This is a genomic window from Corynebacterium jamesii, assembly GCF_046097395.1.
Taxonomy (GTDB): Bacteria; Actinomycetota; Actinomycetes; order Mycobacteriales; family Mycobacteriaceae; genus Corynebacterium.
Genome location: NZ_CP175789.1, coordinates 1,604,540 through 1,628,358, shown reverse-complemented (window position 1 = coordinate 1,628,358; position 23,819 = coordinate 1,604,540). Strand labels below are relative to the sequence as shown.

The following is a 23,819-nucleotide window of genomic DNA, read 5'->3' as shown; positions in this document are numbered from 1 at the left end:
GCTCACTAAAATCGGGTCTCTGTGACCCCGCCCCCGCACGCCGATATTCGCCGAATCAGCCCGCAAAACCCCTGCGATTTGTGCAAAGTTGCCGCAAGCTGTAAGCATTAGACGAACGTTAAAACCACTGGCCACGCCGGGTAGTGCGTGGGTGAAGCGTCGAGGTGACATAGACGTCCCACCCCGCCCGTGCTGGCCCCTGCGAAAAATGAGGTTCCACCCCATGCGCCCTCTGTCACAAAAAGCTACTTATGTACTACTCGGTCTAGCTGCGGTCATCATTATCGCCACCTGGCTGACCCTCGTTATTTGGCAACCCAGCGACTCCAATTACGAGTCCCTGGCAGACTCCAAGAGCTCCACCATCGCCCTGGTCGGCTTCGTCGTCCCCGCCATCCTGGCGCTCATCGCCGTGATTCCACGGCTGCCCGTGCGCACCCTTGCCCTGTTGCCAGTCGCCCTGGCCATCAACGTCATTCTCGGCCACATCATCGGCAACATGGGCCTGCCTCTGCCGTTGTACCTGGATTCCATCGGTACCGTTTTGGTCGGCGCCCTGGCCGGTCCGTGGGCAGGTCTGGTCACGGGTGTGCTGTCTGCGTTGGTGTGGGGCACGTTTAACCCGACCGTGGTGGGATTCGCCGCGGCATACGCCTTCGTTGGTGTGTGCGCCGGCCTGCTGCGTAAGTGGTGGACTGGCGCATATTGGAAGATCGCCCTGTCTGCCCTGGTCGTCGGCTTCCTAACAGCCCTTCTTTCCGCCCCCATTGCCTCCTTCATCTTCGGCGGCACCGCGGGCACGGGCACGGGTCTGCTGGTCACGGCGTACCGCTCCTTGGGCTTCGAGCCGATGACGGCCGTGTTCCTGCAGTCCTGGACCTCCGACCCGATCGATAAGCTGATCGTGTTTACCATCATCTACCTTGTCATCCGCGCCCTGCCGCAGCGCACCCGCCGCACCTTCGCTCCGGTTAGCGACAATGCCGACCAGGCCGCTGCTGTAGACAAGGCTGCATGAACCCACTGACGTACCTCACCCTCGCCGCCAGCGGGGTGATCTTTGTCCTCGTCGCCGATAGCCTCGCCGTGTCCGCCGCCGCGTGGGGCTTGTGCGCCGTTGTGGCTCTTTTCTTCTCCACGCCCCGTCGCCCCTTCCTCGCAGCCAACCTCCTGGGTCTACCGGCCTTTCTGGGCTTTGGTTTGATGTACGCTCCTTTCGGCCAGGAGCCCGGCTGGTGGATCATCACCCGCGACGGCCTGCAGATCGCCCTCTCCTTGGGCAGCCGCTTCCTGGCCGCCACCACCATCGGCCTGACCATCGGCAGCTTCGTCAACCTCGACCAGCTTATGCGCACCGTACAGCCGCGCCTTCCCGCCAAGCTGGTGTATGTGGTCGGTGCAACCGCCCGGCTGCTGCCGTTGGCTCGCGCCCGTTGGTTGACTATCCAACAGGTCCGTGCCTCCCGTGGGGTGGACGTCTCCACCGTGGGTGCGAAGTGCCGTATGATCTTGCCGTTGATCGTCGGGATGGTGGACGATGCCGCCACCCGCGCCCGCCCGCTGCAGCGCACGGGCATTGGCGAACCTGGCCCGCGTACCGTGTTACGTCCCGTCCCGGATACGGTTCTGGACTGGGCCGTCCGTCTGCTGGCCATCGTCGCTCTGGTGGTGGGATGCTGGTGGGCAGTGCACTAGCTGGACTGTGGGCACCAGCCAACACACGCATTAGAGAGCACAAGCACGAGCGAACGACCAGAAAGACCCTGCGTGAACAATGCCTTTGAGTACCTACATCTGGGGAGACAGTGGCGTCGGGCTATCCGAACACGCCTGGGCGCATGCAGAAAAGACGGGTGCGGCGTGGGTCGGCAACGAGGCCAGCGCGCACATCTCCTTGCTGCGCAACACAGTTGCTGAAGAACTCGCATTCCCCATGGAGCAGCGCGGGGTGCCGCGCGCCGAGATGCAGCGACGGGTGGAGGCCGCCCTGCGCCTGTGGGGGTTGGAGGGGCAGGCGGAGCAACACCCCGCCACCTTGTCCACTGGCCAGACCCGTCGCGTGGCCATCGCCGCAGCGCTGCTCGCACGCCCCGCCGAGTTGGTGCTGGACTGCCCCCTCGATGGCCTGGATGCCGCCGCCGTAGCCACCCTGCGCCGCGCCATCGCAGATTTCGCAGGCCCCGTCACCGTGTACGATCGCGCGGGTTCTCCCTTAAGTGAGGATGCCCCCTCGCACCAGCGCCTTTTACCCGATGGCACCCTGACCGATTCACCCGCGCCGAAGCCTGCCACGGGAGTGGAGGCTACCGGCGCGGCGGCTACAGGAGCGGCAGCTGCGGGAACTCCGCAGGCAAGCGCCCAGGGCAACACAGGGGCGGCCTTGCTGGCACGCGAGGTGGTTTTCCGCCGAGGTGGCGTGGGCCCCATAAACCTGGAGGTGCCCGCAGGTCGGCTAGTGCACTTGGCGGGGCCAAACGGGTGCGGAAAGACGACCTTATTCCTGGGAGTGCTGGGGCTTGTGAAGTACCGCGGGACGCTGCGCGCAGAGGGAGTGAAGGGCTGGGCGCCCACGCAGATGGATCAGGCAGTGACCTGCCGCACTGTGGCCGACGAGTTGGCCGTGGGTGCGGGGGAGGAGCTCGCCACCGCCGCCATTGATTTTGCCGGGCTGGGCCGATGGGCGAACACGCACCCGCTGGATGTGCCCGCGGCGAAGCGGCGGATTGTACTGGTCGCGGCGGCTATGGCGCGCGGGGCGGAACTGGTGATGCTGGACGAACCAACCGTGGGGCTTGACGCGCCGGGCTACCGCGAGTTGGCGGAGCTCATGCACCGCTATGTCGATGGAGAGTATGCGCGCCTGATCGGGCGGGTTCAAGCGAACCGTCGACGCGGCAGCCACGGCGTACGTGGAACCGGGGCAGCGGGCGCGCCGACGGTGCTGTGGACCTGCCACGACGCGGACTTCGCGGCGCAGGTCAGCGACCTCCGCCTGGATATGGCGCCGTAGGCGGGGCAGGGCGGCCCGAGGTGAGCAGGGCGGCAGCGGGGCAGGGCGGCCCGAGGTGAGCAGGGCGAAGGTCAGTTAGTTTGTGACCTCGATCGAGTCGCCGTTGCGCTCGACCTTCTTGGCAGGAGTCATCGGATCACGGGAAGGTCCCTCCACGACGTCGCCGGTGGCGACGTCGAACTTGGACATGTGCTTAGGGCAGACCGCCACGGTAGTGTCTCCGGCCTTCTCGATGGAGTTGATGGTGCCGCCAGCGTGGGGACAGGTGGTGGAGAACGCCTGGTACTCGTTCTCGCTGGGGCGGGAGAGAACCCAGCCGTCCAGGATCGTCGCACCGCCGACCTCTAGATCCGCGGCATCGGCCTGGGCGACGACTTCCTCGCTGGCGCAGGCAGCCAGCAGCGCACCAGAAGCAGTGGCGGCGGTGGCGACGGCCACTCCGCGAAGGAAGGAGCGGCGGGAACAGGGTAGGGAGCTGTGACGCTGGGGATTCGGCTGCATATCACTCATAAAACCGATCTTTCCACCACCTTGCATGGCCGACAAGCCTCCGCGCGGGGCCAGGGGGAGGGGCCGAGGCCGTTGGGCGCGGTCGGGGACTGAATGCTGGCGTGCCGGGTGAGGTTCGCAGCGTAAGTATGCGGCCATAAGTAAGGTGAGGGACTATGTACACTCCCGAGGCCATTGGTACCCCACTGACTCCCTCCTCCCTGAAGGTCCTTCTGCTCGGAGCCAGCGAGCTGGGACGGGAGCTCGCCATTGCACTACAGCGCCTGGGCGTGGAAGTGCACGCCGCCGACCGCTACGCGGGTGCACCCGCACACCACGTGGCCAACAAGGCCCACGTGCTGGACATCCACGATGCAAATTCCATTCGCCAGCTGATCCGCGAGGTCAGGCCGCAATTCGTCGTCCCGGATTCCGAGACGATCCCCGCCGACGTGCTGCAGGAATTGGAGACCGACGAGGTCGCCTCCGTCGTGCCGACCGCTCTGGCCAACCGCCTGACCATGAATCGCGAGGGCATTCGCACCTTCGCCCACGACAAGCTGGGCCTGCCGAACAGTACCTTCCGTTTTGCCTCCACCGCCGACGAGCTTGCTCGCGCGGCCGAGGAGATCGGCTACCCGTGTGTGGTCAAGCCCGTCATGAGTAGCTCCGGCGCAGGGCAGAGCTATGTCGGGGGAGTAGACGAACTGGAGGCAGCCTGGAACTCCGCACTCAAGCACTCCCGCACCAACGTTCAGCGCGTCATGGTCGAGCAGTACATCCCCTTCGACTACGAGGTCACTATCCTGGCCGTGCGCTCCATCGACTCCGCCACGGGCCGCGAGGCCACCTGGTTTTGCGAGCCCATCGGCCACCGCCAGGACCGTGGCGACTACGTGGAATCTTGGCAGCCCGCGCAGATGTCCGACGACGCGCTGGATACAGCGCGCAGCATCGCCGCCCGCATCGCCACTGCCCTAGGCGGACGCGGGGTATTCGGCGTGGAGCTGTTCGTGAAAGGCGACGACGTTTACTTCTCCGAGGTCAGCCCGCGCCCGCACGATACGGGCATGGTCACGCTCGGCACTCAACGGTTCTCTGAGTTCGACCTGCACGCCCGCGCCATTCTGGGGCTGCCTATCGATACCACGCTGATCTCTCCGGGAGCCTCCGCCGTTATCCGCTGCGAGGATAGGCACGATGGTGATATCGAATACGTGGGCGTCGATAAGGCAATGGCCGTAGAAGAAACCAACGTCTACCTGTTCGGCAAACCCCGGGCACTCGCGCGGCGGCGTATGGGAGTGGCAGTGGCCACCGCCGAGAACATCGACCAGGCCCGGAAGCGCGCCGAGGAAGCCGCCGGTTGCATCGAGATCCGCCCGACGGTTTTCGCAGAAAACGGGCAGTAGACCTAAGATCCCAGATATGGGACATAGCGCTACCGACCTTAACGAAACCCGAATTCTGCTGTACTACTGCTTCACCCCGATCGACGACCCGACCGCGGTGATGCTCTGGCAGCGCGCGCTATGTGAGCAGTTGGAGCTGAAGGGGCGCATCCTCATCAGCAAGCACGGTATTAACGGCACCGTCGGTGGCTCGCTGGCCAGCTGTAAGCAGTACGTGCGCCGCACCCGTGAGTTCCCGGGCTTTAAGAAAATGGAGTTCAAGTGGTCGGCCGGTTCCGCCGAAGACTTCCCGCGCTTGTCCGTGAAGGTACGCGACGAGATCGTGGCTTTCGGCGCCCCGGACGAGCTGCAAGTCGACGAAAATGGTGTGGTCGGCGGTGGCGTGCACCTCAAGCCAGAGCAGGTCAACGAGCTGGTAGAGGAGCGTGGCGACGAGGTTGTTTTCTTCGACGGCCGTAACGCCATGGAGGCGCAGATCGGCAAGTTCAAGAACGCGGTGGTGCCCGACGTGCGCACTACGCACGACTTCATTGGCGAGATCGAATCTGGCAAGTACGACCACCTGAAGGATAAGCCAGTCGTCACCTACTGCACTGGTGGTATTCGCTGCGAAATCCTCAGCTCGTTGATGAAGAACCGCGGGTTCGAGGAGGTATACCAGATCGACGGTGGCATTGTTCGCTACGGCGAAAAGTACGGTGACCAGGGGCTCTGGGAGGGTTCCCTGTATGTGTTCGACGGGCGCATGCACATGGAATTTAGTGATGACGCCGCTACGCTGGGCCGCTGCCGAGCGTGTGGGAACGCGACCAACGATTTCCACAACTGCGTGAATGAGCAGTGCCGCGAGCAGATTCTGCTGTGCGACGAGTGCGCCGCGGACCCGGAAAGTGCGACGTGTGGGCGTAAGGAATGCGCCGAGGTCGCGGCGGGGATGGTAGCGAAGTAGTGGCGGGATTGCCCCTAGAGCTCCAGCTCCATCGTGACGTGAGGGATGCCTTCTTCCTCGAAGGGTTTCCCGACGGGTTCGAAGCCGAACTTCGTGTAGAAGCCCTGCACCTGCTCCTGGGCGTTCAGTGAGACGCGGGCAACCTGGGTGGTCGGGTCTAGCGCAGCGGCGCGCCCTTTGCAGACCTCCAGGGCCTGCTCCATGATCTGGGTTGCGATGCCGCGCCCGCGGACGTCCTGGGCTACGCACATGCGACCTATGTGCTGGTCGTCCGGCTGGCCGTACACGCGCGCCGTGCCCACCAGGCGCAAGGGAGAACCCGGATCCGGCTGGCCAAAGGGGTACTCCGGGCCACTGCCAGGGTGGATGTACGCCAGCACGTGGTGGGTGTTCGGGTGCGGGTCGATGTCGTCGATCTCCGCGAACGGGGTTTTCTGCTCGTGGACGAACACATCCACACGCAGCTTGTACAGAGGGTGCAACTGCTGGGCGGGCATTGCTAGTAGCGCGCGACCAGTGAAGTGGACATCCGGGAAATCGGCGGCGGAAGATCCGGCACCGGCGGGGGATCCGGCACCGGTGGCGGGGGAGGGAGTGGTGGCCACGGTTCTAGGTGCTCCCAATTAGGCGTTTTTGCCCTTGGAGTGGTGCAGCATCTCTTCCCAGGCGCGCACCTTTTTGCGCTCGCGGCCCTCGGCCTCGCCAAGCTCGCGCTCGTGCTTGTCCAGGCTGTACCAGCCCTCCCATGTGGTGTGGTCGATGCCCTTCTCGTCCAAGAATGCCTCGACGGCCTCCAGCTGCGGCTTCTCGGGGTTAAAGCCAATGCCCTTGGAAGCATCGTCTAGCAGGTTGGCCACGGCCTCGTTCGCGTCGCCCTTGGTGTTGCCAATCAGGCCGACCGGGCCACGACGAACCCAGCCGGTGGTGTACACGCCAGGCAGGCGCTCGCGCTTCTCGGCCTCCGGGTCGGCAGAGCCGGGAACGCCCGCGATACCGTCGGCGGTCGGCCCCTCGGTCAGCACGCGGCCGCCGACGTTTGGCAGCACGTTCTGGCGCTCGTCCCACGGCAGACCAGGCTGCTCGTCGGACTTGTAACCCACGGCGCGGTAGACCGCGCCGACCGGCCACTCGGTGAGCTTGCCGGTGCCAGAGACAGAACCGTCGCCGTTCAACTCGGTGCGTTCGGTGACGAATGCGGTCACGCGGCCGTCGGCGTCTGTTTTAACCTCTACCGGGGATTCGAAGAAGTGGATGTACAGCTTGTGCGGAGCGCCCTTCGGATCGGCGATGGCGTACTGCTCCAGACGGGTGCAGACCATGTCCTGGATCTTGGATGCGCGGCGAGCCTCCTCGGAGCCCTCGTCGTACTGGATGTCCTCCGGATCGATAACGATTTCGATCGTGTCGGAATCGTTGAGCTCCTTGAGCTCTAGCGGGGTGAACTTCGCCTGTGCAGGGCCGCGACGGCCGAAGACGTGGACCTCCTTGGCCTGGTTGTCCTTCAAGGAGTCGTAGACGTTGTCCGGAATCTCGGTGACCTTCAGCTCCTCGCCGGTCTTGGCTAGCACGCGGGCGACGTCCAGGCCGACGTTGCCCACGCCGACGACGGCGACGGAATCTGCAGACAGATCCCACTTCTCTTCGAAGAAGGGGTTGGCGTCGTAGAAGCCAACGAACTCGCCAGCGCCGATGGTGTGCTCGCCGCCGGGGATGTTCAGCGGGCGGTCGTCGGTGGCGCCGGTGGCGTAGATTACCGCGTCGTAGAACTGCTTCAGCTCGTCGATGGTGATGTCCTCGCCGACGTTGATGTTGCCGAACAGGCGGATCTCGGGCTTGTCCATCACCTTGTGGAGGGACTTGATGATGCCCTTGATGCGCGGGTGGTCCGGGGCTACGCCGTAGCGGATCAGTCCGAAGGGGCCGGCATGCGCTCGTAAATATCGACGCTGACGTCGGCCTCAGACTTCGTCAGCGCGTCGGAGGCGTAGATGCCCGCCGGGCCGGAGCCGATGACTGCAATGCGAAGTGGGCGATTCTCGGGCATGTCAGGTGCAAATCCTTCTTTTTCGGGTCGTAGTTCGGTCTTGGGGAAACCGCGGTGCTGAACTCGTGCGTTGAATTCTTGCATTGAACTCGCGCGTTCGATTCAAGTGCTGAACTCGTGTGTCGAAACCGTGCGTCGAAATCGTGCACTGAATTCGGGCTTTGAGCTCGTATGTGGAGCCCGCACGAAGCGTTCAAACTGATATTGAATTAACACAGTCTAATGTAGCGAAATTCCATGCAGCGTCACTACATCGGGTCACCGCGGGTAACTCCCCGAACTATAGACAACTCTGTCTAGAAAAATCAAGAAGTCGCTTGAATTTGTGAGGGATCCCATCTAGTCTGAACCGGACAATGTAGACAGACAGATCAGTCTAGACAGAGGTTGAGAGACGATGACGACCGGATCGACCGCCGGACCAAACGCCGGCAACAAGCCAGAGCGCCCGCGCCGCAAGAAGCAGCGCAAGCCCCAGGGGCAGTGGGCCGTAGATGGCCGCGAGCCGCTCAACGACGACGAACGCGTGAAGCAGGAAGACCCTGGCATCAGCGTGATGCAGCGCATTCGCGACATCTACTCCAAGGAAGGCTTCGACTCGATCCCCGCCGAGGACCTTGCTCCGCGCTTCAAGTGGGTCGGTATGTACACCCAGCGCAAGCAGGGGTTGGATGGCGAGAAGACCTCGACCCTGACCAATGCGGAACTGCAGGATAACTACTTCATGATGCGCATCCGCCTGGACGGCGGCGTGGTCAGCTCCGCAGGTCTGCGCACCATCGGCGAAATCTCCGAGAAGTACGCGCGCAACACCGCGGACTTCACCGACCGCCAGAACGTACAGCTGCACTGGATCCGCATCGAAGACGTCCCGACCATTTGGGATGAGCTGGCAAAGGTTGGCCTGGACTCCTTCTTCGGCTGCGGTGACGTGCCGCGCGTGATCCTCGGCTCCCCGGTGGCGGGTATCGCCAAGGATGAGATCATCGACGGCCGCCCGGCAATCGAGAAAATCAAGAAGGAACTGTTGCCGAACCCCGAGTTCGGCAACCTGCCGCGCAAGTTCAAGTCCGCGATCTCGGGCCACTCCCGCCAGGACATCACCCACGAGATCCAGGACCTCGCCTTCATTGGATCCGAGCACCCCGAACACGGTGCCGGCTTTGATGTCTGGGTCGGCGGTGGCCTGTCGACCAACCCCATGCTCGCCCAGCGCCTGGGAGTGTGGGTGCCGATCGACGAGGTGCCCGAGGTCTGGGCTGGCGTGGTTCGCATTTTCCGCGACTACGGCTACCGCCGCATGCGCAACCGTGCCCGCCTGAAGTTCCTGGTCGCCGACTGGGGTATTGAGAAGTTCCGCGAGGTGCTGGAGACCGAGTACCTCAAGCGCCCGCTATTGGACGGCCCGGAGCCGGAGGAGTACCCGGGGTACCGTGACCACGTCGGCCTGCACGAGCAGAAGGATGGCAAGTTCTACCTGGGGGTTAAGCCCACCGTGGGGCACACCGACGGTAAGCAGTTGCAGCAGCTGGCCGACCTGGCGGAAAAGCATGGCACCACCAACATCCGCACCACCCCGGATAAGGAGCTGCTGTTCCTGGATCTGGAGCGCGAGGCTGCCGATGCTCTCGCTGCGGACCTGGAGGAGCTCGGCCTGTCCGCCAAGCCTTCGGCCTTCCGCCGCGACATTATTTCCTGCACCGGCCTGGAGTTCTGCAAGCTGGCGCATGTCGTTACCAAGCAGCGCGCTATCTCTCTGGTCGACGAACTGGAAGACCGCCTGGGCGACCTCGATGTGCCGCTGAAGATCAGCCTCAACGGCTGTCCAAACTCTTGCGCCCGTACTCAGGTGGCGGATATTGGCCTGTCCGGCAAGATCCTCACCACCGACGAGGGGGAGCGTGTGGAGGGCTTCCAGGTGCACCTTGGCGGCACCATCGGCCTGGAGCCGCACTTCGGCAAGAAGGTGCGCGGAAATCAGGTCTACTCCAAGGATCTTGGCGACTACGTGGTGCGTGTGGTGGAAAACTTCAAATCTCACCGCACCGAGGGTGAGGAGTTCCGCGATTGGGTTATCCGCGCCGACGACGAGCTGTTGGTGTAGCCCCATGAGCGTGCCAGATTCCGATTCCCTTCCGAGCGTGAACGAGCAGGTTGGCGGCCGTGTGGGCCACCCGAATGCTCGTCGCGCGACGGTGAATAACTGCCCCTACTGCATGTCCCAGAATCTGTTCCCGGACGGGGAGACCGACAACGCGTGGCAGTGCCGCGAGTGTATGCGAGTTTTCTCCGTCAAGTTCCACGGACAGCTGTTGTAACTGGCCTTTTATTGACGCCCCCTCGCCCCCACCCCTTGAGGGGCCATTCGTGGCCTTTGTGCAGGTCGCGGCGGTGGGGCGTCACAAAAAATCCCGAACTTGGTTGTAGAAGTGGACAGATTGGTCTATTGTGGGGAAAGCCAAAACAGACTGATCGGTCTGTCTAGGGAATATCCAAGAGTTCCCCCGAGTTCTTGAGAAGACACACGTCGAAAACCCAAAAACATCAACCCCGAGAAGAGGAGCTCATGAGCCTGGTAGATGCGACCGGCCTGCTCGGCGGGAGTTCGGACGACTACCGAGACCCTGCCGAGAGTCCGAAGGGCGCGCCGACCAAGACCACTCCGCTGAGTGACGAGGAGCGGGCAGCCAACGAACAGCTCGTCGCCGAGTGGAACGACAAGCTAGAGGGCGCCAGCGCCGAGGACATCATGGAGTGGGTGGCCGAACACGTGCCCGGCAAGATCGCCGTCACCATGTCGATGCAGGATACGGTGCTGGCTGAACTGGCCGAGGGACGCTTGGCGAAGGAACGCACGGAGCTGGTGTTCCTGGATACCGGCTACCACTTCGCTGAGACACTCGAAACCCGTGACAAGGTACAGCAGCGCTACACCCTGCCGCTGGAGAACATCACCCCCGTTTTAAGCCGCGAGGAGCAGGACAAGGTCTACGGCCCGCGCCTGTACTCCCGCGACAACACCGCCTGCTGCCGGATGCGCAAGGTCGAACCGCTGGCGCGAATGCTGAACCCCTTCAACGCCTGGATCACCGGCGTGCGCCGAGTGGATAACGCACTGCGTGCCAACACCCCGGTGCTGGACGTGGACCGCACTGGACGGCTGAAGATCAACCCCATCGTCGCCTGGAGTGACGAGGACGTGGAGGCCTACATCACCGACCACGACCTGATCATCAACCCCCTGACCAAGCAGGGCTACCCGTCGATCGGCTGCGAGACATGCACCCTGCCGGTTGCCGAAGGACAGGACCCCCGATCCGGCCGCTGGGCCGGCTCCAACAAGACAGAATGCGGACTTCACACATGAGCAAAGACAACACCACCGCCCTTTCGCCGCACCTGGCGAGCCTCGAGGCGGAAGCAATCGAGATCCTGCGCGAAGTAGCAGGCCAGTTCGACCGCCCCGCGCTGCTGTTTTCCGGCGGCAAGGATTCCGTCGTGGTTCTGGAGCTGGCTAAGCGCGCCTTCCACCCGGCGCCGGTTCCCTTCGAGCTGGTGCACGTGGATACCGGCCACAACTTCCCGGAGGTCATCGAGTTCCGCGACAGGATCGCCGCGGACCCGAAGGTAACCCTGCACGTCGCCGCCGTGCAGGACTGGATCGACAGCGGTGCCATCCAGGAACGCCCGGACGGCACCCGCAACCCGCTGCAGACCGTGCCGCTAGTGGAGACCATCCAGAACCGTGGATACGACGCTGTGCTGGGCGGCGCCCGCCGCGACGAGGAGAAGGCCCGTGCTAAGGAGCGCGTGTTCTCCGTGCGTGATAGCTTCGGCGGCTGGAACCCGCGCCGCCAGCGGCCCGAACTGTGGGGCCTGTACAACGGCCGCCACCAGGCGGGCGAGAACATCCGCGTGTTCCCGATCTCCAACTGGACCGAGGCCGACGTGTGGGACTACATCCGCGACCGCAACGTTGAGGTTCCGGCGATCTACTACTCCCACCAGCGCGAAGTCTTTAACCGCAACGGAATGTGGCTGACCCCGGGCGAGTGGGGTGGCCCGAAGGAAGGCGAGGAACTGGTCGAGAAGACCGTGCGCTACCGCACCGTCGGCGACATGAGCTGCACCGGCGCAGTCCTATCCACCGCCACGACCATCGACGACGTGATCGACGAGATCCGTCAGTCCACTACCACCGAGCGCGGCGCCACCCGTGCCGACGACAAGCTCAGTGAGTCCTCCATGGAGGATCGCAAGAAGGAAGGTTACTTCTGATGTCCACCAACCTGCCGACCCTCCGCCTGTGCACTGCCGGCTCCGTCGACGACGGTAAGTCCACCTTCGTGGGCCGCCTGCTGCACGATACGAAGTCCATCCTGGCCGACCAGTACGAGTCCGTAGAGCGCGTCTCTAACGCCAAGGGGTTGGAGAACCCCGACCTGTCGCTGCTGGTCGACGGCCTGCGCGCCGAGCGCGAGCAGGGCATCACCATCGATGTGGCCTACCGTTACTTCGCTACCGACAAGCGCAGCTTCATCCTGGCCGACACCCCGGGCCACGTGCAGTACACGCGCAACACCGTCACCGGCCTATCCACCTCGGAGCTCGTCATCGTTTTGGTCGACGCCCGCAATGGCGTGATCGAGCAGACCCGTCGCCATCTGACCGTGGCGGCGATGATGAAGATCTCCCACGTGATCGTGGCCGTCAACAAGATCGACGCGGTCGATTTCAGCGAGCAGGTCTTCAACGACGTGAAATCCGACGTGGACGCGCTGGTCTCCGAACTGGGCCTGGTACACGTCGACGTGATCCCGACCTCCGCGCTCCTGGGCGACAACGTCGTCGAGCGCAGCCAGAACACCCCGTGGTACACCGGCCCGTCTGTGCTGGAGATCTTGGAGACCACCGAGCCAGCGAAGAACGCCGACAGTGTGGAACGCGGCCTGCGCTTCCCGATCCAGATCGTCATCCGCGACCACGCCACCGACTACCGTGGTTACGCCGGTCGTCTCACCGCTGGCAAGATTTCTGTTGGCGACAAGGTGCTGGCCGACGGCCGCGAGGCGATAGTCGAGGGCATCGACGGCCCAGCGGGCGAGCAGCAGACCGCCACCCGCGGCGAGTCCGTCTCTCTGCGGCTGGATCGCGATATCGACCTGTCCCGCGGAGACGTTATCGCGGCTGATGACCTGCCGGAGCCGCAACAGTCCTTCACTGCCACGGTGTTCCACCTGTCCGAAACCCCGGTGCGCCTGCGCGGCAACGTGCTGGTGCGCTACGGCACCGCACTGGTACGCGGTCGCGTGGACGAGGTCATCCGCCGCGTAGACATCTCCGGCCGTAACCGTAGCGACGAAGAGATCGCCCACGGTAGCGCCGATGAGCTGGCGCTGAACGATATCGCGGAGGTGCGCGTAACGGTGGCCGAGCCGCTGCCCGTCGAGACCTACCGCCGCGGTGGCCGAGTAGGTTCCCTGCTACTGGTTAACCCCGGCAGTGGCGATACCTTGACTGCGGGTCTGGTGAATTAACATGGCCCGGCCGGCACCGATCATTTGCTTGGCGCATGGATCCCGCCACCCACAGGCGGACAAGGCGGTCTTCGAGATCGCCGATCGCATTTCTGCAAGCACTGAGGTGCCGGCTTTCGCCGCTTTCCTGGACTTCCACCCCGCCACCCTCACTACCGTCGCTCATCGCGTTGCCGCGGAGGGCTACACGGAGGTGGTCGTGGTTCCGCTGCTGTTCACTAGGGCTTTTCACGCCCGACACGACGTCCCTGCCACCATTGCCGAGGCCGCCCAATCTATCGACGCCACCTTGTCCGCATCCGCCGGCCTGACCCTCCACCTCGCTGATGGTCTGGGTACCGGTGCGGACATGGAGGAGCTGGTGGCCGACGTGACGGCCCAGTACCTCGCGGACGCTCCCCGCATCGACAAACTCGCACTGTATTCCGTGGGCTCCAGCCAACCCGGTGCCAACGAGGCCGTCGCCGAGTTCGCCGATCGCGTCGGCGCCCGCCTGAACATGCGCAGCACCCGCGCTTTCGTGGCCACCGGGGTTCACCCGGGCTGCGATACGGATGCACTGCTGGACTTCGCCGACGAGCGCACCGTCACCGTGCCCCTGTTCGTCAGCCCCGGCCTGTTGTGGGACAAGGCCAAGAACCGAATGCCACACGGCCGGACGTGTACGCGCCACCTCGGTGCCGCGGTCGCCCCGGTCGTCATCAACCGCGCCTGTCGTGCGTTGGCCTAAACCTAACCTCACAACCACTTTCCTCACTTAACTTTCTAGGACTAACCCATGAAGATCTTGATTTTTGCCATAGTCGGCGTGGTAGCCCAGTTGGTCGACGGTGCACTGGGAATGGCTTTCGGCATCACGGCAACAACGCTGCTGATTTTCTCTGGCCTGGGGCCCGCGCACGCCTCCGCCGCCGTTCACCTGGCCGAGGTCGGCACTACACTGTTCTCCGGCCTGTCCCACTGGCGACTGAAAAACGTCCACTGGCCGACCGTCCTGGCTCTCGGCGTGCCAGGCGGCATCGGCGCATTTATGGGCGCCTACGTGCTCAGTAACCTATCCACCGAGGCTGCCGAGCCAGTCGTCTCCACCCTGCTGGTACTCCTCGGCGCCTACGTGCTGGTGCGCAGCGTGGCGGTGCCGTGGAAGAAGAACGAAGATACCCAGCCGGTATCCACCACTCGCCGTTCCCGCTTCGGCCTGGCCGGCTTGGGCCTGGCCGGTGGCTTTCTGGATGCCTCCGGTGGCGGCGGCTGGGGGCCGGTGACCACCTCCACGCTGATGAGCGTGGGCAAGGCCGAGCCGCGCCGCATCATCGGCACGGTAAACACCGCCGAGTTCCTGGTTTCCGTCTCCGCCTCCGCCGGCTTCGTCGCCGGAATGGGCTCCGATTTGGCGGATAACTGGCAGCCTGTCGTCGGCCTGCTGATCGGTGGAGCCATCGCCGCCCCGATCGCCGCGTGGATCGTGACGATTATGAAGCCAGAAGTACTCGGCGGCGTTGTTGGCGCCCTGCTGATGCTGCTGAACTCCAGCCGCCTGGTGAACTATTTTGGCTTCCTCGGCGTGGTCGCCGTCGTCCTAATTGGCCTGGCCGTGATCGTCGCCCTGGTTGTCGTCCGTAAGCGCTCCCTGTTGGAACGCTCCCTGACCGGTGACGATGCCCCCGCAAAGTCGCAGCAAGCAGATGCGCAGGCCCATGCTGAAGAGGTAGTGGAGGGGGCGAGGAGGCGCGGTTACGAAGAACAGCGAGTCCCCACTCCCGAGCGTCAAAAAGAACGCGCCAGGGGGTAGGGCGAGGGCGCGACTTCCGCCCCGCACCTCGCCAGCGCGGGGCTACCAAGGCACAATGGAAATGAAGAAGAACTCCATTGAGGAAGGTATGTGAGCTGTGTCTATCGCGTCTAATGGAACTGGCACCAACGCCGTCATCTCGCCGATAGCGAGCGCCGCCGCGCGTCGCCCCGACATCGTGGACGCCCTGGGGGAGGCAACGGCTGTCGATATCTTCGACACCATCCGCCCCTCCGCACCCGACTTCGCCGCCGCCCTAGACGCGGCCTATGGTGCGAGCGCGGGGGCGGTGCTGCTGGGCACCGGCGAGATCAACTTCGACTCGCGCTTGGCCGCCGCCGCGGGCGCGTCCCACTACTTGCTCGCGGGGAGTTCGGCTGACGCTACAGCTCTGCAGTTGGCCTCCGGACAATTGGTGCGCTCTGGCCGCACGCCTGCCGGTATTTCTTTTATAGACGCCACAGCCTCCTCCGCATCGGCTCCGTCCAACGCCGTCGAGGCAGAGGGAGAGGCGATCCGCCACATCGCGCTGGAAGGCATTGTGGAGGCTGCAAGTGATACCGGCGCCAAGGAGCCGGTTATCGGCCCGGAGCTGTTCGAGCGCAACCTGCTGATCAAAGCGCGCGAGAAGAACGCACACATCGTGTTGCCAGAGGGCGACGACGACCGTATTCTTACCGCCGCCGACCAGCTGCTGAGCGCCAAGGTGTGCCAGCTGACCATCCTGGGTAACCCAGATGAGATCGCCCGCCGTGCCAAGGAGCTGGAGCTGGATCTTTCCGGTGCCACGCTGACTGACCCGACCGACGGCAACCAGCTGGAGGAGTTCGCTGCCGAGTTTGCCGAGCTGCGCAAGCACAAGGGCATCACTGTGGAGCAGGCTCGCGAGACGATGCAGGACATCAGCTACTACGCCACCATGATGGTGCACAAGGGCATTGCCGACGGCATGGTCTCCGGTGCTGCGCACACCACGGCGCACACCATTAAGCCGTCGTTCCAGATCATCAAGACCGCGCCGGGCGCGTCGGTGGTCAGCTCCATATTCCTTATGGTTATGGATGGCGTGTTGTGGGCATTCGGCGACTGCGCTGTGAACCCGAACCCCACCCCTGACCAGCTGGCGGAAATTGCCGCAGTGTCCGCGCAGACCGCCGCGCAGTTCGGCATCGAGCCGAAGGTGGCGATGCTGAGCTACTCCACCGGCACCTCGGGAGCGGGCACGGATGTGGAGGCCGTAGCGGCCGCCGTGAAGAAGGCCCAGGAGGATAACCCAGACCTGCCACTAGATGGACCGCTGCAGTTCGATGCTGCAGTCGTGGAATCCGTCGGCCAGAAGAAGCTGCCGGGATCTGCTGTGGCGGGGCAGGCCACGGTGTTTGTTTTCCCAGATCTGAACTGCGGCAACATCACCTACAAGGCGGTGCAGCGCACCGCCGACGCGCTGGCCGTGGGGCCGATCCTGCAGGGGCTGAACAAGCCGGTGAACGATCTCTCGCGTGGCGCAACCGTGCCGGACATCGTGAACACTGTGGCGATCACCGCTATCCAGGCCAACTAGAACCGGGCCGACTAGCGGCAAATCCGCTAACGGCAGGTGCTGGCAGGGTGGCCGAGGCTTCAGCATCATCGGCACCGGAGAATCCTGCCAGTACACATGCGAGCACTAGCAAAGAAGAAACAGAGAAGGATAGGCAAGAACAGTGACCCAGTACGTACTCGTCCTCAACTCGGGCTCTAGCTCCATAAAATTCCAGGTCCTCGACCCGGAGGCGCACGCTACGGCGGATCCGTTCGTCTCCGGAATCGTCGAGAAAATTGGGGAGAAGAAGGGGCATATCCAGATTCAGACGGAAACGTCGAAGATGGAAGACAATCGCCCTATCCTCAGCCACTCTGTTGGCCTAGAACGTGCCTTCGGCATGATGACGCTACTGGGCGTCGGACCCCAAGACCTAGACCTGGTAGCAGCAGGGCACCGTGTGGTCCACGGTGGCGCAACGTTCACAGAGCCAGTCCTGATTGACGACGATGTGATCGAGCAGCTCAAGGAGCTTATCCCGCTGGCGCCGCTGCACAACCCAGCCAACATCGACGGCATCGAAAACGCCCGTGCGCTGCTGGAACACGTGCCGCACGTGGCTGTGTTCGATACTGCTTTCTTCTCCACTCTGCCGGAGCACGCAGCAAATTATGCGATCAAGAAGGAAGTTGCCGAGGAGTACGACATTCGTCGCTACGGCTTCCACGGCACCAGCCACGAGTACGTGTCCGCGAAGGTGCCGGAGCTTCTGGGCAAGCCCGCCGAGGAGGTCAACCAGATCACTCTGCACTTGGGTAACGGTGCTTCGGCCGCCGCGATTCGCGGCGGGAAGGCTGTTGATACGACGATGGGATTGACGCCACTTGCCGGCCTGGTCATGGGTACCCGTTCCGGCGACATTGACCCTGGCATCATTTTCCACCTGGCGCGCTCCGGTGGGATGACGGTCGACAAGATCGATAAGCTGCTGAACCGCGAGTCCGGTCTGAAGGGGATGGCCGGAGTGAACGACTTCCGCGAGCTGAAGTCCTTGATAGACGACGGTGATGAGAATGCGAAGCTGGCCTACGACGTGTACATTCACGCGCTGCGCCGCTTCATTGGTTCGTACATGCTGGTGCTTGGCGGTGTGGACGCAATTGTGTTCACCGCAGGAGTGGGCGAGAACGCGGTCCAGGTGCGCCGTGATGCTATGGCTGACCTGCAGAACTTCGGTATTGAGATCGACGAGGCCCGGAATGAGAATTCCGAGGAGATCGTGGGCACACGTGAGATCTCGACCGACGATTCCACGGTGAAGGTGTTCGTGGTTCCGACGAATGAGGAGCTGGCGATCGCCCGCCAGGCGACGGTGCTGGCCGAGCAGCAGTAGGGGGCTGCCTGGCGCGCAGCAGCAAGAAGGGCTGCCTGGCGGGGTCGAGCTGTCGGAAAAGTTGCAATCTGTGCGTCGGTGGGCGGTGTGTTTGGTGTTCGTTTGGGCGGAAGTGTCGGAAAAGTTGCAATTCCTTAATGGTGGTGTTTTTCATTAATTTAAAGTCGCAGGTCAGGGGGCTGCGCTCGGTGAAGTCAGTTTCTGCCTTTTCACGTTTTGCAACTTTTCCGACATTCTCCGCTTGAAGGACGGGCGCAGTGGCTTGAAGGACGGGCGTAGTGAGGGGCGTCTCGCGAGCCTGGGGTAACTCTAGAACCAGGTGCGGGGGCGGATGCGGTTAGCCATGTCCACCAGGTCGTAGCGGTGGCGTGCGAAGGGAGCCTGGCGAGCCAGCTGGCGCAAGCTTGCTTCCAGGCCGGCACGCAGGCCGCGCTCTGTAAACTGCACGTCGAATAAAGGTGCCGCTGCTGCACGTCGCTTTGCCGTAGTACTCGTAGCACGCTTTGACTTGCGGGAACGACGGGATCGGTGGGGTTGGCGAGAGTGGTGGGATGACTCGGAGCCGGCGGCGCCAGGGGAGGCGGCGCCGGAATCGGCAGCAGAGCCGGAGGTTTCGGGATGGGGAGCAGAGGAGGCGGCGCCAGAGGAGGCGGCGCCAGAGGAGGCGGCGCCAGAGGAGGCGGCGCTAGCGGCGCCGGCTCCACCGTCCGGGGCTGAGTCGCTAGCTCCACGCAGCCAATTCAGACCCGCGCTCAGCACGGCGATGCGGACTTGGGGCAGACGCGGCTCGTTAGTCGGCAGCGTTTCCAAACGTCTAGCCGCACGGCGGATACGGGACTCGGTGAGGCTGTTGGCGTCAGAAATAAGCAACAAGATAGACGTCAACCGTGCCAGACGATTGTGCCGCGAGGCCTGCGGTAGCCGGTCCAACGCAGCGACGGCCGAATCGACCATACCCTCCGCGCGCAACTGCCTGGCCAGGCCAAAAGCGCTAGATACCGTGGACGGGTTGGTCGCCCACACCAGCCCGTACAAACGCATGGCGTGGAAACGAAGGGAGACCGGATCCAGAGTGACGTGCTCCCAGCTGGGCACCCCGGTGTAATCCTTTACCGGCAACCGCTGCGCATATGCCAGGGCAGAGGCCGCGCGGGAGACGTGCTCGCTCAGCAGCTTCGTAGAGTTCACACCCTGCTGCTGCAACAACAACTCGTCGGTGGCGGCCAGCGCCAACTTCGGAGCGGGCTCGCCCGGCAAGATGTACAGCACGCGGTTGAAGAACTTCTGCGCCTCTGCAAACTGCCCCGTCAGCAGCGCCGCAACACCAGAGTGCCACTGGAAACGCCAGTCGTACTCCAGCCGCGGCTTCAGCTCGGTCAGCAAGTCCTGGGCCTCGCGAGTCTTGCCCACGTCCAGCAGGGCGCGGACCATCGTCAGCGGAATCTCCACGGAATGCTTCAGCTCCGGCTGGGCGTAGGCCGCGCGGAGGGTATCCAGCAGGTCGCCGGCCTCAGTGAAGCTGGTAGCAGAGAGCAACCCGTAGCCCGGGTCTTGCGAATCGGCCAGCGGGGTTGGCAGCGCACTCACGACTTCGGGCACAGAGTTTTCCACGGAACGCACCACGCCGTCGACCAACTGGTCGGTGCGGAACACAATGTGCTTGGTGCCGAAGGTGCTGCGCTGCGCGGTGAAGCGCGTGTTCAGGTGCGGGTAGTGGCGGCCGTCGCGGATGGCCAAAATCTCTCGCAGCACGCCGATCAGCTGGTTCGCCATGGCGGTGGCGGAGCTGAAGCGCACGTCCGGATCCTCGTCTGTGGCGCGGAGCAGTAGACGGTACAAAGACAGGTACTCGCGAAACAGCGGTTCTTCGTCCGGGGTGGGCAACCCCGGGGCATAGGCGCCATTTTCCACCGGCAGGTTCACAACCAGCGCGGCCAACGTGCGCCCCACGGTGTAGATGTCGCTGGCCACAGTCGGGCCGGTCTTCGCGATCTCGGGGGCCTGGAAGCCCTTCGTGCCGAAGATGTGCCCGAACGCGCCGATACCGGTCACCGCGCCCAGGTCGATCAGCTTCACCTGGTCTTCCGTGATGAGGATGTTGTCCGGCTTCAGATCGTTGTAGACCACGCCGCGGGAGTGCAGGTAGTCCAGTGCAGGCAGAATCTCCAGGATGTAGCCGATCGCCACATCCAGGTCGAACGCACCCGCGGCCAGCTTCCGCCGCTGCCCGCGCAGCGATGGCCCACCGACGTACTCCATCACGATGAAGCCACCGGGAGAGCGCGGGTCGTCGATGAAATTAAAGATCTTCACAATTCCCGGGTGCGTGATGTCCGCCAGGAACGCGCGCTCGGATTCAGCGACGGCGCGCTCTTGCTCGTTTTCCGTGGCCATCATTCCCTTGAGCACCACGTAGCGGTCGGCGACGTTGTGGTCGACCGCGATGTACACCCAGCCCAGGCCACCGTGTGCGATGGGGCCCAGGATTTCGTACTGGCCTGCGATGATGTCGCCCGGTTTGAGGGTCGGCGCCTCCACCCCTTTTTCAATCGCCGCGGTTGGGTCTATCACCGCGTCTTCCGGGTTTGTCGGCGCAATGAATGGCAGTTGCACCATGCCGTCGGCCACCGACGCGCCAGAGCGGTACGTGCCACGCCTTTTGCGGAACGTCGAGAGTGCCTCTATGCGCGAACGCTCGCCGGAGTCCGTCGCGCTCGCCGGTGCGCCGATGACGGGCTCGGTGTGTTGGACGGTTTTGTCCGTATCCTCGTCGTCCGCGAAGGGGTCGAAGGGAACAGCCTCGGTACGTTCCTCTGGCTCGCTGTCCGCGAAGGGGTCGAACTCTACGGCTTCTGTGCGTTCTTCTGGTTCTTCTGGTTCCTTGCGTTCCTCTGGTTCGCTGTCCGCGAAAGGGTCGTAGAGCACGGCTTCGGTGCGGTCCTCGGGTTCGCTGCGCCGCTGGCTCGCTTGCTGGCTCGCTTCCGGCTTCGCCTGCCGCTCCTGCTCGCCCACGTTGCCGTCGCGACGATCCCCGTCTCCACAGGCCATGCCCTCGAGGTCGTTGTCCTCGTTACTCTGCATCGCTGTTCGCCGCCTCTCGCCGTATCTTCCTTAGCTCTTTCGACTCTTCCTCGCTGCGGTACTTAATCGGTAGTGATGACGCCGGCCCCAAGTAGTCCGCCAACCACCTGTCATACAGGTCTTGCCACGTTCCATCGCGCCGGATCCTCTCCATGGTGGAGTTCACTTGCATCACCAGGCCAGTCGTATTCTTCGGGAATCCCGGGGGAGCGATGGCCACCGAGTAGTAGTTGGAATCAGGGGCTTCGGCTACCAAAGCCGTATAGGGGTCCTGAGCCTGCAGGCCGGTGAGGATGGCGTCATCCGTAAACACCGCATCGGTCTGGTAGCGCTGCATGGCCATCAAACAGTCGGTCCACGCCTTCGTCAGCAACAGTCGCCCCACGTCGTATTGCTTTATGCGGACCGCGGAGGTCGAGTCGCGCGTGACGCACACCGTCTTGTCGTGCAGGTCGTCAAAGCTTTCGATGTTCGAATCGCTGAGCACCAGAAGTCTCGAGTGAACCTGCAGGTAAGGGGTGGAAAATTCTACCTTCGACTGGCGTGATTGAGTAGGCGACATCGTGCGCACCACAATGTCCACGTCGCCATTTTTCAGCGCTTCGGCGCGTTCGCGGCTTTCCACGTAGCGGAACTCGATTTTGTCCGGATCGCCGAAGATGTCGCGCGCGATCTCGCGCGCCAGGTCCACCTCGAAGCCCGCGACGTCTCCCGAGACTGGGTCGCGAAAGCCCAGCCGGTTTAGGGATTGGGCCACGCCCACCACCAGACGCCCGCGGCGCATGATGTGTGGCACGCGCTCCTTCGGCTCCCGATCATCCGGCTTGATAGAGCCGAACGGTTCCTGCGTGCCTGTGTTGTCGATGGTCGAGTTCGCATCCGCTGCGGCGTCACCATCAGTAGGAACCTCGCTCGGCTTTGCATACGTCGCCCCGTAGGGCAGATTTTCGTTGGCGCTGTGCTGAACGGCGGGCCATTCGGGCAGACTCGGATCCTCCGTGGAGCAGGCTGAGGTGAAGCCGAGCGCCACGCTGGCCAGGGCTGCTGCTAGGGGCTTCAACGCATTCTGTTTCATCAGATGAACTCCTGCAGTCGGGGCCGGGTGCCGCCGATGACGCACAGCGCGGACAACACCGTCAGAGCTAGCACCAGGTTGGTCACGCGGCCCGCTGCGGTGCGCCCCTCGACTAGGATGTCGCGCAGCTCGGCACGGGTGCTGCTGATGAGCTCCTGCATCTCGTCGTCCACGATCGTGTAGTCGGACGTATCTTCGTCGCTGCCGCTGTTGCCTTCACTGCTACTCCCGCCGGTGTTGCCGTCGGGCACAGTCGTATCCAGCGCTGCCGCCAGGGCCTCGGTGTAGCGCCCATTTTTCAGTTCGGAGACCATTTTCGCATGTGACTCGTCCCACGAGCGCAGAGCCTCGCGAGCGGTATCGATGCGTTCGGGGTGGATCACTTGGCTGCGCAGCGCTTCCAGCTTGCCGTCGATGTCCGTCATCGCCTCGGAGAACTCCCGTTGGCGATCCTCGCCATAATCGCGCTGGATCAGCCCCAGGGCCTCTTGGGTACGCGACTGCTGCACGGAGATGCGTACTGCCGTAAGCTGCTCGAGCGGTCGCACGGTGCCTTGCACGTCTTGGTTGCCCGCGTGCCACGTGAGGGCAGCGCTTATAGACGCCCACACGAGGGCGAACAACATAAGCCCCGTAGCCGCCACATACCCCATGTTGAGCCGCCTGTTGGTCAGTGCTGCGAGCCAGAACTGGGCGATGACCAGCATAATGATTGCCGCCAAAATGCCGGACAGGGGGAACCATAGGGGCGCGGAGAGCTTTGCCTGTTGAGAGGAGACCTCTTCCGAGGTGCGCGAGTAGAGCTCCTGGGCGGCAGGCAGCATTGTGTCCTGCATCAGTGTGGAGGCCTGGGATAGGTAGGATGCGCCGACGGGATTGCGCAGGCGGTCGTGGGTCTGCGCCTTGGACATGAGATTTACGTAGTCCGGCAGGGAGTTCTGGATCTGCAGCACCAGCTCCATTTCGCGGGACTCGATATCGTCGATACCGCTAGTGGCGCGCACGATGGCGGAGGCGGCGTGGGACATGGCCGAGTCGTAATCGCGGGTGGCCGTATCGCTGGTGGATTTGCGGAGGAAGCTGGTGGTGGCCACGGAATCGGCTACGGATAGCGAGTTGAACAGCTCCTGTGAGGCATCCGAAAGCGGCTCGGTGCGACTGACCAGAGTGTTGAGCTGCGACTGCCGGCTTTGGGAGCTGTACACCATGGCGCCACCGGCGGCCAGGATCGCCAACACCAGAATCGTCGAGACGATGGTGAGTAGGCCGGGGGAGGTGGAAGCGAACTTCAGGAACCTCCGCGGTGCCTCGAGCGCCGGGTTCACAAACCCCTTGAACGAGCTGCCACGACCGGTGGGGTGCTCGTCGCTGTCCATCCACCGGTCTGCCTCGAACGCAGTCACTGGGGGCATAACCATAAAGTATATACGCCCTAAGCATCCTCGCGCCCATAAAGTCTGCTATCTCGTCCGCCTGTTGCCCTGCTTAATGTCCGCTTACTGTGGCACACTAGAA

General features: G+C 63.5%; 19 protein-coding genes and 1 pseudogene. 14 read left to right on the top strand and 6 right to left on the bottom strand.

Annotated features, from left to right (window positions below; all coding sequences use genetic code 11):
- Window positions 1-223: 223 nt before the first annotated feature.
- The 3 genes from ACKFRT_RS07335 (at window position 224) to ACKFRT_RS07325 (ending at window position 3,010) form a co-directional block, all read left to right on the top strand.
- Window positions 224-1,018 (top strand): ECF transporter S component, encoded by a 795-nt coding sequence (locus ACKFRT_RS07335; RefSeq protein ID WP_408924834.1) that lies wholly within the window; start codon window positions 224-226, stop codon window positions 1,016-1,018.
- Window positions 1,015-1,695: an energy-coupling factor transporter transmembrane component T gene (locus ACKFRT_RS07330; RefSeq protein WP_408924833.1), complete on the top strand. Its 681-nt coding sequence runs from the start codon at window positions 1,015-1,017 to the stop codon at window positions 1,693-1,695. Before ACKFRT_RS07335 ends, ACKFRT_RS07330 begins: the two co-directional genes overlap by 4 nt.
- 79 nt (window positions 1,696-1,774) lie before the next feature.
- Complete coding sequence (locus ACKFRT_RS07325; protein WP_408924832.1) at window positions 1,775-3,010, top strand: ATP-binding cassette domain-containing protein; 1,236 nt, start codon at window positions 1,775-1,777, stop codon at window positions 3,008-3,010.
- Window positions 3,011-3,085: 75 nt separating this feature from the next.
- Here ACKFRT_RS07325 and ACKFRT_RS07320 read toward each other — a convergent pair whose 3' ends face one another.
- Entirely contained in the window at window positions 3,086-3,520 is a 435-nt protein-coding gene (locus ACKFRT_RS07320) for a Rieske (2Fe-2S) protein (protein WP_408924831.1), read from the bottom strand.
- A gap of 155 nt (window positions 3,521-3,675) precedes the next feature.
- Here ACKFRT_RS07320 and purT point away from each other — a divergent pair, with 155 nt between their 5' ends.
- Both purT and ACKFRT_RS07310 read left to right on the top strand, forming a co-directional pair.
- Complete coding sequence (gene purT / locus ACKFRT_RS07315; RefSeq protein ID WP_408924830.1) at window positions 3,676-4,911, top strand: formate-dependent phosphoribosylglycinamide formyltransferase; 1,236 nt, start codon at window positions 3,676-3,678, stop codon at window positions 4,909-4,911.
- Window positions 4,912-4,927: 16 nt separating this feature from the next.
- Complete coding sequence (locus tag ACKFRT_RS07310) at window positions 4,928-5,860, top strand: rhodanese-related sulfurtransferase (RefSeq protein WP_408924829.1); 933 nt, start codon at window positions 4,928-4,930, stop codon at window positions 5,858-5,860.
- A gap of 14 nt (window positions 5,861-5,874) precedes the next feature.
- Here the strand turns inward: ACKFRT_RS07310 and ACKFRT_RS07305 are convergent, their stop codons facing one another.
- On the bottom strand, window positions 5,875-6,465 hold the full coding sequence (locus ACKFRT_RS07305; RefSeq protein WP_296212318.1) for a GNAT family N-acetyltransferase: 591 nt from the start codon (window positions 6,463-6,465) through the stop codon (window positions 5,875-5,877).
- Between the two features lie 18 nt (window positions 6,466-6,483).
- A pseudogene (locus tag ACKFRT_RS07300) lies at window positions 6,484-7,904 on the bottom strand (FAD-dependent oxidoreductase).
- A gap of 397 nt (window positions 7,905-8,301) precedes the next feature.
- Here ACKFRT_RS07300 and ACKFRT_RS07295 point away from each other — a divergent pair.
- The 9 genes from ACKFRT_RS07295 to ACKFRT_RS07255 all read left to right on the top strand — a co-directional run bounded on the left by ACKFRT_RS07295 (window position 8,302) and on the right by ACKFRT_RS07255 (window position 18,148).
- The gene (locus ACKFRT_RS07295; protein ID WP_408924828.1) at window positions 8,302-10,008 is read left to right on the top strand and encodes a nitrite/sulfite reductase; all 1,707 of its coding nucleotides are present in this window, start codon (window positions 8,302-8,304) and stop codon (window positions 10,006-10,008) included.
- Window positions 10,009-10,012: 4 nt separating this feature from the next.
- Complete coding sequence (locus tag ACKFRT_RS07290; RefSeq protein ID WP_408924827.1) at window positions 10,013-10,222, top strand: hypothetical protein; 210 nt, start codon at window positions 10,013-10,015, stop codon at window positions 10,220-10,222.
- 248 nt (window positions 10,223-10,470) lie between these two features.
- On the top strand, window positions 10,471-11,271 hold the full coding sequence (locus ACKFRT_RS07285) for a phosphoadenylyl-sulfate reductase (RefSeq protein ID WP_296212310.1): 801 nt from the start codon (window positions 10,471-10,473) through the stop codon (window positions 11,269-11,271).
- Window positions 11,268-12,182 carry a sulfate adenylyltransferase subunit CysD gene (gene cysD, locus ACKFRT_RS07280; RefSeq protein ID WP_296212308.1) on the top strand — a complete coding sequence of 305 codons (915 nt, stop codon included), beginning with the start codon at window positions 11,268-11,270 and terminating at the stop codon, window positions 12,180-12,182. The genes ACKFRT_RS07285 and cysD overlap by 4 nt, the downstream gene beginning before the upstream one ends.
- Entirely contained in the window at window positions 12,182-13,441 is a 1,260-nt protein-coding gene (locus tag ACKFRT_RS07275) for a sulfate adenylyltransferase subunit 1 (protein ID WP_408924826.1), read from the top strand. Before cysD ends, ACKFRT_RS07275 begins: the two co-directional genes overlap by 1 nt.
- A 1-nt stretch (window position 13,442) precedes the next feature.
- Window positions 13,443-14,171 carry a sirohydrochlorin chelatase gene (locus ACKFRT_RS07270; protein WP_408924825.1) on the top strand — a complete coding sequence of 243 codons (729 nt, stop codon included), beginning with the start codon at window positions 13,443-13,445 and terminating at the stop codon, window positions 14,169-14,171.
- A gap of 48 nt (window positions 14,172-14,219) precedes the next feature.
- Entirely contained in the window at window positions 14,220-15,233 is a 1,014-nt protein-coding gene (locus ACKFRT_RS07265) for a sulfite exporter TauE/SafE family protein (protein ID WP_408924824.1), read from the top strand.
- Between the two features lie 178 nt (window positions 15,234-15,411).
- Window positions 15,412-16,794, top strand: a complete 1,383-nt coding sequence (pta, locus tag ACKFRT_RS07260; protein WP_408926075.1) for a phosphate acetyltransferase — start codon at window positions 15,412-15,414, stop codon at window positions 16,792-16,794.
- 142 nt (window positions 16,795-16,936) lie between these two features.
- Window positions 16,937-18,148: an acetate kinase gene (locus ACKFRT_RS07255; RefSeq protein WP_296212299.1), complete on the top strand. Its 1,212-nt coding sequence runs from the start codon at window positions 16,937-16,939 to the stop codon at window positions 18,146-18,148.
- A gap of 309 nt (window positions 18,149-18,457) precedes the next feature.
- Here the strand turns inward: ACKFRT_RS07255 and ACKFRT_RS07250 are convergent, their stop codons facing one another.
- From ACKFRT_RS07250 to ACKFRT_RS07240, 3 genes are read right to left on the bottom strand one after another with little or no spacing between them, the layout of a single operon-like run.
- On the bottom strand, window positions 18,458-21,229 hold the full coding sequence (locus ACKFRT_RS07250; protein ID WP_408924823.1) for a tetratricopeptide repeat protein: 2,772 nt from the start codon (window positions 21,227-21,229) through the stop codon (window positions 18,458-18,460).
- Window positions 21,219-22,304, bottom strand: a complete 1,086-nt coding sequence (locus tag ACKFRT_RS07245) for a glutamate ABC transporter substrate-binding protein (protein ID WP_408924822.1) — start codon at window positions 22,302-22,304, stop codon at window positions 21,219-21,221. The genes ACKFRT_RS07250 and ACKFRT_RS07245 overlap by 11 nt, the downstream gene beginning before the upstream one ends.
- Window positions 22,304-23,722 (bottom strand): hypothetical protein, encoded by a 1,419-nt coding sequence (locus ACKFRT_RS07240; protein WP_408924821.1) that lies wholly within the window; start codon window positions 23,720-23,722, stop codon window positions 22,304-22,306. Before ACKFRT_RS07240 ends, ACKFRT_RS07245 begins: the two co-directional genes overlap by 1 nt.
- Between the last annotated feature and the right edge of the window lie 97 nt (window positions 23,723-23,819).